The sequence below is a fragment of the Stenotrophomonas sp. 10N36 genome, from assembly GCF_056395005.1.
Genome location: NZ_JBFTIS010000001.1, coordinates 730,664 through 744,862, shown reverse-complemented (window position 1 = coordinate 744,862; position 14,199 = coordinate 730,664). Strand labels below are relative to the sequence as shown.

The window sequence follows — 14,199 nt, the reverse complement described above, 5'->3', positions numbered from 1 at the left end:
GTTGCAAGAGCCGTCGCGGAGTGAGCACGACGCTACGCGGGTGGCCGGGTGTGCAGACGCCGTGGATCGGCTGGCATCTGCGATCGGGCAGGTTGCGAGCGTGAGGGCCCCCGTAGCCCTTGGAGGCGAAATAAAGGGGGAGGGGGCGGCCGCAGGCCGACGCCGGAGGACATTCGCCGGAAAGGATATCGGGGCCCAGCGCCCGATCCGCCAACAACCGCGCCCGCAAAACGTCAAAGCACGCTTTTACTTACCCCGCTTAATCAGGGGCGAAGATCTCAAAAAAAATCCGGCCCACGATGGGGCCGGATCTGATTCACGCATGCGGCAGGCGTTACAGCGCCTGCAGCTCCTCGTTGGCGTTGCGGCTCTTCTGCTTCTGCGCCGGCGCGTTGGCCGGCGGCGGGGTCAGCATCACCGCCGGCGAGGTCTCCACCGGCACGTCCAGGTAGGGCAGTTTCAGCGTGTCGCTGGTCTGGCGGCGGATCTCGTTGGTCAGCGCCGCGCTCTCGTTGAGCTTGCGCCCATAGGACGGCACGATCTGCTGCAGGCGCGCTTCCCAGCCGGCGGCCATCTGCTGCGGGAACGCCTTCTTCAACAGGTCCAGCATGATCGGCGGCGAGGTCGAGGCGCCCGGCGAGGCACCCAGCAGCGCGGCCAGGGTGTGGTCCTTGTCGGTCACGATCTCGGTGCCGAACTGCAGCACCGGACCCTTCTCCGGATCGCGCTTGATGATCTGCACACGCTGGCCGGCGGTGACCAGCTTCCAGTCCTCGCGCTTGGCGTTGGGGAAGTACTTCACCAGTTCGGCCTGGCGGTCGGCGTCGTTCAAGCGCGCCTGGCCCATCAGGTACTTCACCAGATCCAGGTTCTCCGCGCCCACGTCGAGCATGCCGGCCACGTTGTTGTGGTTCACCGACGAGTACAGGTCGAACCACGAACCGTGCTTGAGGAACTTGGTGCTGTACAGCGCGAACGGACCAAACAGCACCACCGGCTTGCCGTCCAGCTTGCGCGCATCCAGGTGCGGCACCGACATCGGCGGCGAACCGGTTTCGGCCATGCCGTAGGCCTTCACCGCGTGGCGCCCGGCAATGGCCGGGTTCTGGAAGGCCAGGAACTGGCCGCCCACCGGGAAGCCGGCGTAATCCTTCGATTCGGGAATGCCCGACAGCTGCAGCAGCTTCAGCGCCGCACCACCGGCACCGATGAACACGAAGCGCGACTTGATCGTGGACTCGGTGCCGGACGTGAGGTCCTTCACGGTCACGTTCCAGGTCTTGTCATCGTTCTGGCGCAGCGCGCCGACTTCGTGCTGCAGGTGCAGCTGGAAGTTCGGGCTGCGCTGCAGGCCGGCGGTCAGCTGGCGGGTGATCACGCCGAAGTTGACGTCGGTGCCCAGCGGCATCCACGTCGCGGCCACCTTCTGCTTCGGGTCGCGGCCTTCCATCAGCAGCGGCGCCCACTGCTTGATCTGCGCGGCGTCTTCGGAGTACTGCATGCCGTAGAACAGCGGGTTTTTCACCAGCGCCTGCTGGCGCTTGTGCAGGTAGGCGATGTTGTCATCGCCCCAGACGAAGCTCATGTGCGGGGTAGGGTTGATGAAGTCCGACGGCTGGCTGAGCCGGCCCGCCTTCACCTGGTGCGACCAGAACTGGCGCGAGATCTCGAACTGCTCGGCGATGCCCACCGCGCGCTTGGTCTCGATGCTGCCATCGGGCAGTTCCGGGGTGTAGTTCAGCTCGGCGAAGGCCGAATGGCCGGTGCCGGCGTTGTTCCAGCCGTCCGAGCTTTCCAGTGCCACGCCGTCCAGGCGTTCATACACCTGGATGTTCCAGTCCGGCTGCAGCTCCTGCAGGAACGTGGCCAGGGTGATGCTCATGATGCCGCCACCGACCAGCACGACGTCCACCGGCTTGTCGTTGCCGGCGGCCGGGACCGAGCGCTGATGCAGCGGCCAGTACAGGAACACGGCCGCCACCAATAGCAGCAGCACGAACAGGCCGAGGACGACCTTCGCGAGTTTTTTCATGGGAATCTCAAAGGGGGGAGATATGGAAAGGATGCCGCTGTTGGCACGCAAGCCTGTGAAGACGGGCTCAAAGCGGCTTCCTGGATCGGATTTTAGCCCTTTCTGGTACGGATTTGGTGCAACGCAGCATCCGACGGGGTGCCGGTGGCGGGGAGTCTCCGGTTAAACTGACAAGGCTGAATACGTCGAAATAAAGATAGGTACGCAATGGCAAGGATGCTGGTCGTGGTCGGTGACCACCTCCATCTGGGTGGTACGGTCGTAGCCGGTTCCCCGTTCACGGATATCGACGGACGCGCCGTCGCCCGGGTCAACGACCCGGTGGTCTGCAAGGTGCATGGCCCCGGGGTGATCGCCAGCGGCGACGCCACCCTCATCATTGACGGCAACCCGGTGGCCCGCCACGGCGACAAGGCCAGCTGCGGCTGTACGCTGCTGGCCGGCCAGCAGGCGATGGTCAGCGTGGATGCCGGTGGCAGCGGGGGCAGTGCCGGTCGCAGCAGCAATCGAATGGCCGCCCTGCTCGGCGGCGTTGCATCGGTGATCGATGCAGCCAGCAAGGTCAAGGCGGGCCCCACGCCGTCCTATGTCCCCGATGGAGCCACGTCGACCGCCCCGCAGTGCTGGGTGGAGGATCATTCCACCCACATCTCGGTCAACCCGGACGGGCGATACTTTGAAGGCTATAAGCCCGATGGCACCCTCTACGAGTACGACCTTTGGGCAAGTTTCCGGATCGACGTACCGCTTCGCACCGGCGGAGACGTCGTAGTCACGTCCAAAGTCAGAGTAGAACCGCAGGGAATTGTCAGTGCAGGCGACATCACCACGGCAAAGCTACGCCTGCTCGAGGGAATTGATGAGGTATTGAACAACCGTTTCACCCTTTCGGTCACCGATCCGCTTTGCGGGACCCGGACGTTCAAGATCCGATACGACGTCGAGTACGTCAGTGGTGCTGAGGATTACACCATGCTGCTGCATGACGATTTTCCGCGCGAGGAGGTGGTCGGGAGCGAAATGTACGTGTCAGTGGAGACTAGTAAATCCATTTACGCCCACGAGTTCGGGCATTGCCTGGGTCTGCCTGACGAATACGTCGACGACGGTAAGCTTGATGAGACGGTGAAGTTCTTCCGTCCCGATGGGACGCTGGATCCACAGGCTGTGATCGTAACTTCCAGGCGTGCGCAATCCGATCCGGAGAATACGTTCATGTTCGATAAGCCGACTGTCACCAAACCAAGGCATGCCTGGAACATCGCTTTGGAAGTCCGCGAGCTGCTGACCAGTAAGCTGGGACGGGATATCTCATGCGACATTGTTTGATCCTGCTCACATTGCTCTTTTCGATTTACCCGTCTGCCGTCCGGGCAAAGGAAGCCAACACCATGATCGAGTTGCATGCCCGTTGTCTCAACGATGTCCAATGCCACTTCAGCGGACAGAAGACAGAAATTGAACTTGAGATATTCAACGCGGGGCGTGAGGCGGTGTCGCTGCCGACCGAGTACTATCGCCTTCGCGGTCCGGTGTTGACGTTGATTGACAATCGGTCAGGAAAGCGCCGACCGCTTCGTATGGGCCCGCCCAGGTCCGAGTTGCTGGAGCAGATGCAGGTGCTGGAGCCAGGGCAGTCTTTCCGATTCCGTTGGGTCATCATGCCCACTCAGATTTTGAGATTTGCGTTGCGTCCGGTCGATGTTACGGCGGAGTTTGGACTCAGCCTCGATACGCGCCTGACCGGTGAGAACGCGCAGATGATCGAAACGACGTTGCGTATTGCCTCTGACCCGACCGGTAGATAAAAAGTGGGCGCAAGCCAGATGCACCGTTTCCTGATTCCGCTGATTGCCCTGTTTGCCGCCTCACCCACGTTTGCCCAGACCCCGGAACCTGCCCCCATGATCGAACTCCACGCCCGCTGCATCGACGATGCCCAGTGCCGTTTCCTTGGCGATGACGTGCGTGTCGAACTGGAGCTGCGCAACAGCGGCCGCAACAACGTGTCGCTGCCGGTGGCCTTCCTGCGCAAGCGCGGCCCGGCCGTGCGCCTGGTGGACCGCCATTCGGGCAAGGAAAAGCAGCTGCGGCGCAATCCGGTCGACGGCCTGATGCTCAAGGACCTGGAGACGCTGGCACCGGGCCAGTCGGTGCGCTTCACCTGGCCGATCACCCCGAAGGAAATCACCGACTTCGCACTGCGCCCGATCGATCTGGACGCGGTGTTCGGTTTGAACATCACGCCCGAGCGCAAGGGCGCAGACGCCACCATCATCCGCGCCAAACTGCACATCGTGGACGGCCGGGTGGGCGAGGGCGCGCGCTGAGGCGCGCTGTTCCCGGCGACATGGCAGCGCTGCCAGGTACATCCACTGCCGCAGTCGGCCGGCCCCGCAGGAATCGGGTGCTGGACAAGCGATATCCCATGCGCTGGTGCAGGGCGCTGTTCCTGCTGGGCTTGGTGTCTCTACCTCACCTATCGGTATCGGCAAGCTCGGCCGAAGCGTCCGTTGAACTGCATGCGCGCTGCCTGGATGCCCGCTGCCGCTTCTCCGACCGCAGGCTCGATGTCGAACTGGAGATACGCAATACGGGATCAGAACCGGTCGTCCTGCCCTTGGAGTACTACCAACGCCGTGGACCGACAATCACCTTTGTGGACAACCACTCTGGAAAGCGCATTCGGAATCGGATGGGACCTCCCAATTCCCGGCTTCTTGATCACCTGCAGGTGATCGAACCTGCGCAATCCCGACGGTTGCGCTGGATATTGATGCAGCATGACATCGGCCAGCAACCCGGTCAGCCGGCTGACGTCACGGTGGAATTTGGGTACAGCTTGCAACCATGGCGAGGCGCAGAGGCTCAGATGATTCGTACCACGCTCCGGGTCGGCGCAGACCCGGGCGCGGATTAGTCGCTGCCTCTTCCCACGCCGTATCCACGCTTCCCTCCAGACGCGCTCAATCGCTCCCCTTCGCCCATTGCATCGGCATTCCGGACGAATACGGCTACATTGTCGATAGTGACTACTTCGTCCACTATTTTCGTCCGGATGGAACGGCCGATGCTGCGGTGATCCAGGCAGGAGAGCCGCGCGAGGTGGACGATCCGCTCGCCACCCTTCTGTCGGGCTATGAGGCCTTCAGGTATGAAGCCGTTCCAAGGCACGCCTGGAACGTCGCCCGGGAAGTGCAGGAGCTGCTACGTGATGAGACCGGACGGGAAGTAGCATGCGAGATACGATTGCGGCGTTGATTCTGCTGGGGGCGTCTCCTGCCGTAGCGGGCGAGACGGCTCGGCTGTCGGATGGCGTGGCGCTGAGCGTGCGGTGCCTTGATGACGCCGCCTGCCGCTTCCATGGCAGTGACCTGAGGGTGGAACTGACCTTGCGCAATACCGGAGACGCCCCGGTGGAACTGCCCATCGCCTATTTCCGCCGGCGCGGCCCAAGCGTGCTGCTCACCGATGTACAGAGCGGCAGAACGCTGCAACTGAGAACCAACCTGGCGGGCGCGCGCCAACGCCAGAACCCGCAAAGACTGGCACCCGCCGAATCGGTGGCCTATACGTGGCGGATATTTGCCACCGAGATCAACGAAGTGGCGTCGCGTCCGGTTGACCTCATCGCCGAATTCTCGGTGAATCTCGCCGCGGGTGCCCCTGGGAAAACCGCAGACGTTGTCCGGCATGAGATCCATGTTCACGGGGACGATGGTGGAGCCGTACCGGTATCTGATCGGTAGCCGCATGCCGCCAAAAGCCGGTGGCTGGCTCAATCACTCCCCAGCGTGAAGTACTCCGCTGCGAAATATCCGCACTGGTAGCCCAGCGCCGCCAGTGCCAGCCACAGGTGGCCCCGGCGGGTTTTCATCGTGATGCCCAACGCGGCAATGACCAGCATCAGCACGGTATGCACCCAGTACGCCTGGCCCAGCATCTGCCAGCGGCTGTGGCCCTTGATCGCGGTGTCCACCAGGTCCAGCACGGTGATCAGCGCCAGCACCCCGAAGAATCCGCCGCGCCGCTGCAGCAGGTAGTTTTCCAGGCTGCCGAACTCGCGCACGTCGTCCGGGAACAGCAGGGTGCACAGCATGAACCACGACGCGCAGTAGCCGATCACGAACAGGTAGGTCTCGACATTCCAGTGCCGCACCTCGCCCAGGCGGAACTCCCACCACCAGAAGGTCACCACCGACACCAGCGCCCACACCACCCAGCACAGGTGGATCCACGACCAGCCGCGTCGTTTCGGGTGCTCGATGATCGAGGCCAACCCGCGCAGCAGGGTGGTGATGCTCAGGCCCAGGATGATGCTGAGCACCACCCGGATATGCAGGTAGACCGGATCGCTGTCCATTGAGGCCCCCGTGGCTGGAATGCGCTGATGCTGCGCTGGGTGGGGTTGTGGGGTCGTGTAGGGTTTGGGTACGGCGTTGGTATGGCAGCCGACCAACGGTCGGCTCTACCTGGGGGGGATTTGTGCAGCCGACCAACGGTCGGCGTTGCACGGGGGGGCGGTGGATTTGGCAGCCGACCCATGGTCGGCGTTACCGGCCGGGGTTATCGCTTCTTTCTTACCAGCGCCGCCGAGGCGGCCAGCACCGCGCGGGTCAGCAGGGCCATCGTCTGCACATCGCCCTTCCAGTGCTGCCAGTACAGCGGCACGTCTTCCCACGCGCGCTGCTTCATGTAGACCAGCCGGCCGGCCTCCAGGTGGCGCTTGACCAGCGGCAGCGGGTTCATGGTCCAGCCCAGCCCGCCCAGGTTGGCCTGCACGAAGGCGCGGGTGGAGGGAATCCACCAGGTTGGGGCGGTCAGCGGCAGGTCCTCGCCGGCCAGCCGCCGGGCGAAGCGCGCCTGCAGGTCGTCCTTGCGGTTGAACACCAGCACCGGGGCCTGCGCCAGCGACTGCGCGTTGACCCCCTTGGAAAAGTGCTTTTCGTGGAAGGCCGGGGTGCAGGTGGCGGCATAGCGGATGCTGCCCAGCGCATGGATCTGGCAGCCCTGCACCGGCTCATCCAGCGTGGTCACCGCGCCCAGCACCGCGCCCTGGCGCAGCAGCGCCACGGTGTGGTCCTGGTCTTCCAGGCGCAGGTCCAGGGTGGTCCCGGTCTGCGAGGCAAAGCTGCGCGCCGCTTCGGGGAACCAGGTTTCCAGGCTGTCGTGGTTCACCGCCACCGGGATGCTGGCCTGCGGCAGGTCTTCGTCGGCCAGGCCCATCCGGTGCAGGGCGTCGTGCTCGAGCAGGGCGGTCTGCTCGGCCAGCTGCACCAGTACCTGTCCCTCGGGGGTGGCCACGGCTGGGGAAGAGCGCTTGACCAGCAGCCGTCCCACCCGGTCTTCCAGCGCCTTGATCCGCTGGGACACCGCCGAGGAGGTGACATTGAGCGACTGCGCAGCGCGCTCGAAGCTGCCCTCGCGGACCACGGCGGCAAGGGCGCGAAGCTGGGCATGGTCGATCCGCATGGTCTTAAGCCTGGCTAATGGTGGTTAAGCAAGTTTAGCTCTACTTTTCCATGTTGCGGCGCGACAATATGCGCCATCCGGTGCTGTACGCCTTGGCGAGGCACCGCTCCCACAAGCAAGACAAGGCGGTATCCCATGTTCTCCTTCATCTCCGGCGGCCCCGGTCTGGCCGCGTGGTTCAGTGGTGCGGCAACCGGCATCGGCCTGTTTGCGGTGGTCGGTGCACAGAGCGCCTTCATCCTGCGCCAGGGCATCCTGCGCAAGCACATCGTGCCGGTGGTGGCCACCTGTGCGGCCATCGATGGCATCTTCATCTTCGCCAGCGTGGCCGGCCTGCGCACCCTGACCCAGGCGCTGCCGTGGCTGACCACCGTGGTGCTGTGGGGCGGCGTGGCCTTCCTGGCGTGGTACGCCTGGCAGTCGGCGCGGCGCGCGCTGGCCGGTGGAGGCGGCATGCACGTGGACGACGGCGACAGCACCTCGCGCCGCGCGGTGCTGATGTCGGCGGTCGGCTTCTCGCTGATCAACCCGCATTTCTGGCTCGACATGATGGTCATTGGCGGCATCGCCGAAAACTTCGGCAATGCGCGCATGGCCTTCGCGGCCGGCGTGTTCACCGCCAGCTGCCTGTGGCTGACCGCCCAGGGCCTGGGCGCGCGCCTGCTGGCCCCGCTGTTCACCAAGCCGAAGACCTGGCGCATCCTCGACGGCACCATCGCGGTGATCCTGTCGATCCTTGCCCTGACCCTCGCGTTCCGCGGCATGCATTGAACTCTCTCCTCAATGCATTCCTGGAATGGCACCGCTTGCGGTGCCATTTTTTTTGCTTCTTCGTCCATATGCGGGGCAAGCAAAAATGTGCCTTGACGCTTTCCAAGCGCAGCCGTCGGCGGCTCGGGCGCTGAGCCCCCATGCCCTTTCCGGCGAATGTCCTCCGGCGCCGGCCTGCGGCCGCCACCTCCACCTTTATTTCGCCTCCAAGGGCATGAGGGCCCAGCGCCCGACCCACCGCCCAGCGTCAAAAGAGCGTGGCGTCCACCTGCGCACCGCAAGCCGAGCCCCGTAGCGGCCGGTAGGCTCCTGGGCAAAATAAAGGAGGAGGCCGCCCCGCGGCCGGGGGACATTTGCGCCAGGGGCCTACCGGCTGCTACGGGGCCCTCACGCGCGCGATCGCCCCGATCGGAGACGCCAGCCGATCCAATCTGCGCCTGCACAAGCGTCCCCCGCGTAGCGTCGTGCTCACTCTGCGACGGCCCTTGCAACAAGACGTCCCCCTCAGATGGGAGAAGAACCATTTTTTTGGTGCTTCGCCAAAAGCCGAGGTGCCATCTTCCAAGTGCAAAACCGACACCGCCTGCCGGCAGTGACGCCCACTGGCACCCATGCGCGGCTTGCGCCTAGAATCGGCCACCCGGACAAGGTGTCCGGATGTTCAGGGGATAAGGATGCGCATGACGAAGTGGGCGGCGTTGATCGCCATGGGGATGCTGGCCGGGCAGGCCAGCGCAGTGGATCTGGAGCGCTACCTCAAGCGTGACCAGTTCACCGATATCAAGATCTCGCCCGATGGCGAGTACTACGCGGCCACGGTGCCGATGGAAGACCGCACCGCACTGGCGATCCTGCGCCGTACCGACGGCAAGATCGTCGGCTCGTTCGTGCCGCCGCCGAAGAACCATGCCACCCGGTTCGACTGGGTCAACCGCGAGCGCGTGCTGATTGGCCTGGCCGAGAAGATCGGCTCGCTGGACGAACCGCGCCTCACCGGCGAGTTGTATGCCATGAACGCCGACGGTGGCCGTGGCGAACTGCTGGTCGGCTATCGCGTGGAAGGCAACGGCCCCGGCACACGCATCCAGCCCAAGAAGGTCGAGACCGTAGCCGCCTTCATGTTCGATGAGCTGGCCAATGACGACCGCAACGTATTGGTCTCCATCTGGCCCTTCTCCGAGGACCCCTTCACCCGCGTTGATCGCCTCGACGTGCAGAGCGGGCGCCGTACCACCATCGCCCGCTCGCCGGTGCGCCGCGCCGACTTCACCAGCGATAACGCCGGCCAGGTCCGGTTCGCCCACGGCGCCGGTGCCGACAACGTCAACAAGCTGTACTACCGCGAAGCCAGTGGCGACACCTGGAAGCTGGTCAACGACGAGGCCGTCAACGGCCGCATCGAACAGGCGATCGGCTTCTCGGCCGACAACACCCTGGCCTACTTCACCAGCGAACAGGACAAGGGCCCGGACGTGATCGTGTCGTGGGACCCGGCCACCGGCAAGCGCACCCCGCTGCTGCGCGACACGCAGGTGGACCCGAGCCGGATCATCCACCGCCCCGGCACCTCGATTCCGGTGGGGGCGCTGTACCTGGGCGACAAGCCGCGGACCCGCTTCTTCGATGAAACCTCGGCCGACGCGCGCCTGTACCGCAGCCTGGAGGCCGCGTTCGGTGGCGATGCCATCTACATCACCTCCAGCACCCGCGACGGCAAGCAGCTGCTGGTCGAAGCATGGTCCGGCCAGAACCCCGGCGACTTCTACATCTTCAATACCGAGGCCAAGAAGGCCGAGCACCTGATCAGCCGCAGCAGCTGGGTCGATGCCGCGACGTCGGCCAAGGTTACCCCGGTGGCATTGAAGGCGCGCGACGGACTGGACATCAACGGGTTCCTCACCGTGCCCGCGGGCAAGACCGGCGCCAAGCTGCCGATGGTGGTGCTGCCGCATGGCGGCCCGTTCGGCATCTTCGATGACGGCAGCTACGACATCGAACCGCAGCTGCTGGCCGCGGCCGGTTATGCGGTGCTGCAGGTCAACTTCCGCGGCTCGGGCAACTTCGGGCGTGCCTATCGCTCGGCCGGTGCGCGCCAGTGGGGCGGTGCCATGCAGGACGACCTCACCGATGCCACCCGCTGGGCCATCGACCAGGGCCACGCCGATCCCACGCGCATCTGCATCTATGGCGCCAGTTACGGCGGTTACGCCGCGTTGATGGGGGCGGCCAAGGAGCCGTCGCTGTACAAGTGCGCGGCCGGCTATGTGGGCGTGTACGACCTGCCGATGATGTTCACCACGGGCGACATCCAGAGCCGGGGCTCGGGCGAAACCTACCTGAGGGAATGGCTGGGCAACCCGCAGCAGCTGGGCGCGATGTCGCCGGTCAACCTGGCCGCGCAGATCAAGGTGCCGGTGTTCCTGGCCGCCGGTGGCGAAGACAAGCGCGCACCGATCCAGCAAACCAAGCGCATGGAAGCGGCGTTGAACAAAGCCGGCGTGCCGGTGGAAACGCTGTACTACTCGACCGAGGGTCACGGCTTCTACACCGACCCGCACCGCCGCGAGTACTACACCAAGTTGCTGGCGTTCCTGGCCAAAAACCTGGGCGGTGAAACCGCTGCGGCCGGTAAGCCCGCGCAACCCTGATCGCATCGTTCGGCTAAAAACAGCAACGGCACCGTGAGGTGCCGTTGTTGTGTGTGGGCCAGGTGTACGCGGCTCACTTCACCCCGTGCATCATCTTCTTCAGCAGCGGCGAACAGGCCAGGGCAACCGCCGCGCAGCCCAGGCCGATCCACATCAGCAGCCAGAACAGGTGCTCGTAGCTGGCGGCGGCGCTGGCGATGTTCATGGCTTCGCCTTCGGGCACCTCGATCGCGGCGAGCTTGCCGAACAGTGCGGCCAGCGTTTCGGAGAACGCGGTGGCCAGGAACCAGGTGCCCATCATCAGGCTGACCACGCGCGGCGCGGCCAGCTGGGTGACGGCCGACAGACCCACCGGCGACAGGCACATCTCGCCGATCTCCAGGATCAGGTAGGCCAGTACCAGCCACCACACGCTGGCCATCTGCCCGGTCGCGCCCACCTGCTGCGCGGCCAGTGCCAGCGGCACGAACGACAGCGCGGCGAAGATCAGCCCGAACGAGGATTTCACCGGCTTGGACGGGTCCAAGCGGCGGCGGTCCAGCCACGCCCACAGCATCGCAAACAGCGGCGCGAGTACGACCAGGAACAGGCCGCCGAGGTAGGTCAGCGAGCCGGCGGTCTGCGGGATCACCAGGCAGTCGCGGATCAGCATCACCAGCATCGCGGCCACAATGGCGATGAACAGGTTGCGGGGCGCGGACGAACCCGGGTTTCGCTCCGACAGGCGCGCGGCCACCACGAAGCCCAGCGGTGCCAACAGCAGCGAGGCGATCGACCACGGCAGCGGCGTGCCGCCCTGGATCACCAGTGATGGCACCAGGTCCTTGGTCAGCAGCCGGTCGGTGAAGGTCACCCACGAACCGTAGGTCTGCTCGTACAGGGTGAAGAACACCAGCGCCATGAAGATCAGCGCCATCAGCGCGATCATCTGCTGGCGCTGCACCGGCGTGCAGCGGGTGCCGGTGAACCAGGCGAACCACACCAGCACGCCACCCAGCACCACGATCATCAGCATCAGCGCCAGGCTGATTTCACCGCCCAGCGCGAAGGCGCCATTGGCCGCGGCCCACATCAGCGCGGCGACCGGAATCACGCCCAGCACGGCCACCGCATAGATCAGCCACTCGCGGCGGATGCCCAGCACCCGCTGGCGCAGGGCGGGCACGTCGGTAGGCTCGGCGTGGCCCTGCAGGTACTTCTGGCCCCACAGGAACATGCCCAGGCCGATCACCATGCCGATCCCGGCGGCACCGAAGCCGTACTTCCAGCCGTAGGCCTCGCCGAGGAAGCCGCACACCAGCGAGGCAAAGAGTGCGCCCAGGTTGATGCCGGCGTAGAACAGCGAGAAGCCCGAATCGCGGCGCGGATCGTTTTCCGGATACAGCTTGCCGACGATGGTGGAGATGTTGGGCTTGAGGAAGCCCACACCCATGATGATCAGCGCCAGCGACAGGTAAGTGATGCCCAGCGCGGCGTCATCGCGGACCACCGCGCCATCGACGCGGACGGCGGCATGCCCTTCGAAGGCCATGCCCAGGTGCCCCAGCACCAGCAGCACGCCGCCGAACACCACCGCCTTGCGCATGCCCAGCCAGCGGTCGGCGAGCAGGCCGCCGAAGACCGGGATGCAGTAGACCAGGCCGCCGTAGGCACCGAGCAGATCCAGACCGGCCTTGTCGCCGAACAGGTGGTACTTGGTGAGGTACAGCAGCAGCAACGCCTTCATGCCGTAGAACGAGAACCGCTCCCACATCTCGGTGAAGAAGCAGACGTAGACGCCCTTGGGGTGGCCCAGGAAGTCGTCGGTGGCTGTGGACGTGGCGGAGGCGGGCAGGGCGGCTGCGGTCATCGAGGGATCGGGCAGGGCGGACAAGGGGGCGAGTATAGGCCCGGGGCGCAGGGTCAGCCGTGCCGCGTCTGGCCGCTCCGCCGTCGTGGTGTCGGCCGCTCCGCTGTCGTAGTGCCGGCCGCTCCATTGTCGTAGTGCCGGCCGCTGGCCGGCAGCCTCACCATCCCGGCATCGCGCGCTTACAGATAGCGAAGCCAGGCCAGATCCCGCCGCCGCGCCTTGAATCGCGCGAATGCCCTGGTCGGCCAGTACAGCGCCAGCGCCAGCAGCGCGGTGATCACCCACAGGCTCGCCACGTGGTCCACGGCGAAATACGCGCCGTGAGTGTGCCCCCAGCGTGCCTCGGCCAGTACATACAGCAGCTTCAGCACGTACAGGTGCAGCAGGTAGAAGAACATCGGTGCCGCGCCGATGTCGGCCAGCGGCGCCAGCGCCCGGGCCACGCGCGGCTGCTCGTACAGGCGCAGCAACAGCAGGCCGATGCCCAGGGTCAGCAGCAGGAACAGCAGCGAAGGCGGGTACTTGGTGACATTGAAGACGCTCATCAGCGTGCTGCCCAGCGTGGCGAAGGACTGCCACGGGCTGTCGCCGTAGAGGTTCACCGCCCGCAGGATGACGAATGCGAGCAGCGCGCCGGCGCCGGCCATCCACAGGCGACGCTGGCGCAGCAGGGCATCGCCGCCGCGCGCGAACCACGGCCCGATCACCCAGCCCAGCGCAATCACGCCGATCCACGGCAGCACCGGGTAGGAGGTGCGCAGGCGCAGCCCGTCGGTCACGGCGATCCAGTCGCGCTGGTGCAGCACCTTCCACAGCACGGCCAGCGCCCCGTCGCCCTGCACGCGGACGCCATCGAGCAGGTTGTGCCCGGCGATCACCGCCAGCGCCAGCACCGCCAGTGCGCCGCGTGGCAGCCACAACAGCCCGGCCAGCGCGATCATGCTGACGCCGATCGCCCAGATCACCTGCAGGTACATCACGCTGGGCGGGAACTGCAGCGTCCACGCGAAATTGACCACCAGCACCTCCAGCACCACCAGGAACAGGCCGCGCTTGAGCAGGAAGGCCGACGCGGCCCGGCGCCCATCCGGCTTGCCACTGGCGTACAACCACGCCGACAGGCCGGTCAGCAGCACGAACACCGGGGCACACAGATGCGCCAGCAGCCGGCTGACGAACAGCGCCGGCTCGACCTGGTCCACCGCCATCGGGTCGCCGACCTGCTGGTGCATGTAGAAGGTTTCGCGCACGTGGTCGAGCAGCATCAGCACGATGACGGTGCCGCGCAGCTGGTCGATGGAGGTCAGGCGGGAGGTGGGGGAATACGTCACAGCAGCGCCGGTTGCTCGGTGCGATAGGATATAACATAACTAAAGTGGATGGGCCCGGGCTTGAACGTTGCCGAGTCCGGCGTGTCGCAGCGGCGG

Annotated in this window: 12 protein-coding genes; 7 read left to right on the top strand and 5 right to left on the bottom strand. The window is 65.4% G+C overall.

Annotation, left to right across the window (positions count from 1 at the left end; all coding sequences use genetic code 11):
- Nucleotides 1-334 precede the first annotated feature (334 nt).
- Nucleotides 335-2,032, bottom strand: coding sequence for a malate dehydrogenase (quinone) (gene mqo, locus AC1DCJ_RS03425; RefSeq protein WP_313423947.1), 1,698 nt, complete (start codon nucleotides 2,030-2,032; stop codon nucleotides 335-337).
- Between the two features lie 207 nt (nucleotides 2,033-2,239).
- Between mqo and AC1DCJ_RS03420 the strand changes: the two genes are divergently transcribed.
- The 5 genes from AC1DCJ_RS03420 (at nucleotide 2,240) to AC1DCJ_RS03400 (ending at nucleotide 5,781) form a co-directional block, all read left to right on the top strand.
- Nucleotides 2,240-3,361 (top strand): PAAR domain-containing protein, encoded by a 1,122-nt coding sequence (locus AC1DCJ_RS03420; RefSeq protein ID WP_478070085.1) that lies wholly within the window; start codon nucleotides 2,240-2,242, stop codon nucleotides 3,359-3,361.
- A 62-nt stretch (nucleotides 3,362-3,423) separates the two neighbouring features.
- Nucleotides 3,424-3,840, top strand: coding sequence for a hypothetical protein (locus tag AC1DCJ_RS03415; protein ID WP_478070084.1), 417 nt, complete (start codon nucleotides 3,424-3,426; stop codon nucleotides 3,838-3,840).
- Between the two features lie 96 nt (nucleotides 3,841-3,936).
- Nucleotides 3,937-4,362, top strand: coding sequence for a hypothetical protein (locus AC1DCJ_RS03410; protein WP_478070083.1), 426 nt, complete (start codon nucleotides 3,937-3,939; stop codon nucleotides 4,360-4,362).
- Between the two features lie 77 nt (nucleotides 4,363-4,439).
- On the top strand, nucleotides 4,440-4,952 hold the full coding sequence (locus tag AC1DCJ_RS03405; RefSeq protein WP_478070082.1) for a hypothetical protein: 513 nt from the start codon (nucleotides 4,440-4,442) through the stop codon (nucleotides 4,950-4,952).
- A 316-nt stretch (nucleotides 4,953-5,268) separates the two neighbouring features.
- On the top strand, nucleotides 5,269-5,781 hold the full coding sequence (locus AC1DCJ_RS03400; protein ID WP_478070081.1) for a hypothetical protein: 513 nt from the start codon (nucleotides 5,269-5,271) through the stop codon (nucleotides 5,779-5,781).
- Nucleotides 5,782-5,810: 29 nt separating this feature from the next.
- Here the strand turns inward: AC1DCJ_RS03400 and AC1DCJ_RS03395 are convergent, their stop codons facing one another.
- Both AC1DCJ_RS03395 and AC1DCJ_RS03390 read right to left on the bottom strand, forming a co-directional pair.
- Nucleotides 5,811-6,395, bottom strand: coding sequence for a hypothetical protein (locus AC1DCJ_RS03395; RefSeq protein WP_137188885.1), 585 nt, complete (start codon nucleotides 6,393-6,395; stop codon nucleotides 5,811-5,813).
- Nucleotides 6,396-6,598: 203 nt separating this feature from the next.
- Nucleotides 6,599-7,504, bottom strand: a complete 906-nt coding sequence (locus AC1DCJ_RS03390; RefSeq protein ID WP_137188886.1) for a LysR family transcriptional regulator ArgP — start codon at nucleotides 7,502-7,504, stop codon at nucleotides 6,599-6,601.
- Nucleotides 7,505-7,639: 135 nt separating this feature from the next.
- Between AC1DCJ_RS03390 and AC1DCJ_RS03385 the strand changes: the two genes are divergently transcribed.
- Both AC1DCJ_RS03385 and AC1DCJ_RS03380 read left to right on the top strand, forming a co-directional pair.
- Nucleotides 7,640-8,275, top strand: a complete 636-nt coding sequence (locus AC1DCJ_RS03385; protein WP_038689752.1) for a LysE/ArgO family amino acid transporter — start codon at nucleotides 7,640-7,642, stop codon at nucleotides 8,273-8,275.
- A 680-nt stretch (nucleotides 8,276-8,955) separates the two neighbouring features.
- Complete coding sequence (locus tag AC1DCJ_RS03380) at nucleotides 8,956-10,923, top strand: alpha/beta hydrolase family protein (RefSeq protein ID WP_478070080.1); 1,968 nt, start codon at nucleotides 8,956-8,958, stop codon at nucleotides 10,921-10,923.
- Nucleotides 10,924-10,996: 73 nt separating this feature from the next.
- Here the strand turns inward: AC1DCJ_RS03380 and AC1DCJ_RS03375 are convergent, their stop codons facing one another.
- Nucleotides 10,997-12,772 (bottom strand): peptide MFS transporter, encoded by a 1,776-nt coding sequence (locus tag AC1DCJ_RS03375; protein WP_478070079.1) that lies wholly within the window; start codon nucleotides 12,770-12,772, stop codon nucleotides 10,997-10,999.
- Nucleotides 12,773-12,951: 179 nt separating this feature from the next.
- Complete coding sequence (locus tag AC1DCJ_RS03370) at nucleotides 12,952-14,103, bottom strand: acetyltransferase domain-containing protein (protein ID WP_478070078.1); 1,152 nt, start codon at nucleotides 14,101-14,103, stop codon at nucleotides 12,952-12,954.
- Between the last annotated feature and the right edge of the window lie 96 nt (nucleotides 14,104-14,199).

Excerpts from the sequence above, each read along its gene's own strand:
- mqo (WP_313423947.1), bottom strand. The coding sequence starts at position 2,032 with ATGAAAAAACTCGCGAAGGTCGTCCTCGGCCTGTTCGTGCTGCTGCTA.
- AC1DCJ_RS03385 (WP_038689752.1), top strand. The coding sequence starts at position 7,640 with ATGTTCTCCTTCATCTCCGGCGGCCCCGGTCTGGCCGCGTGGTTCAGT.
- AC1DCJ_RS03420 (WP_478070085.1), top strand. The coding sequence starts at position 2,240 with ATGGCAAGGATGCTGGTCGTGGTCGGTGACCACCTCCATCTGGGTGGT.
- AC1DCJ_RS03380 (WP_478070080.1), top strand. The coding sequence starts at position 8,956 with ATGACGAAGTGGGCGGCGTTGATCGCCATGGGGATGCTGGCCGGGCAG.
- AC1DCJ_RS03395 (WP_137188885.1), bottom strand. The coding sequence starts at position 6,395 with ATGGACAGCGATCCGGTCTACCTGCATATCCGGGTGGTGCTCAGCATC.
- AC1DCJ_RS03400 (WP_478070081.1), top strand. The coding sequence starts at position 5,269 with ATGCGAGATACGATTGCGGCGTTGATTCTGCTGGGGGCGTCTCCTGCC.
- AC1DCJ_RS03410 (WP_478070083.1), top strand. The coding sequence starts at position 3,937 with ATGATCGAACTCCACGCCCGCTGCATCGACGATGCCCAGTGCCGTTTC.
- AC1DCJ_RS03375 (WP_478070079.1), bottom strand. The coding sequence starts at position 12,772 with ATGACCGCAGCCGCCCTGCCCGCCTCCGCCACGTCCACAGCCACCGAC.
- AC1DCJ_RS03415 (WP_478070084.1), top strand. The coding sequence starts at position 3,424 with ATGATCGAGTTGCATGCCCGTTGTCTCAACGATGTCCAATGCCACTTC.
- AC1DCJ_RS03390 (WP_137188886.1), bottom strand. The coding sequence starts at position 7,504 with ATGCGGATCGACCATGCCCAGCTTCGCGCCCTTGCCGCCGTGGTCCGC.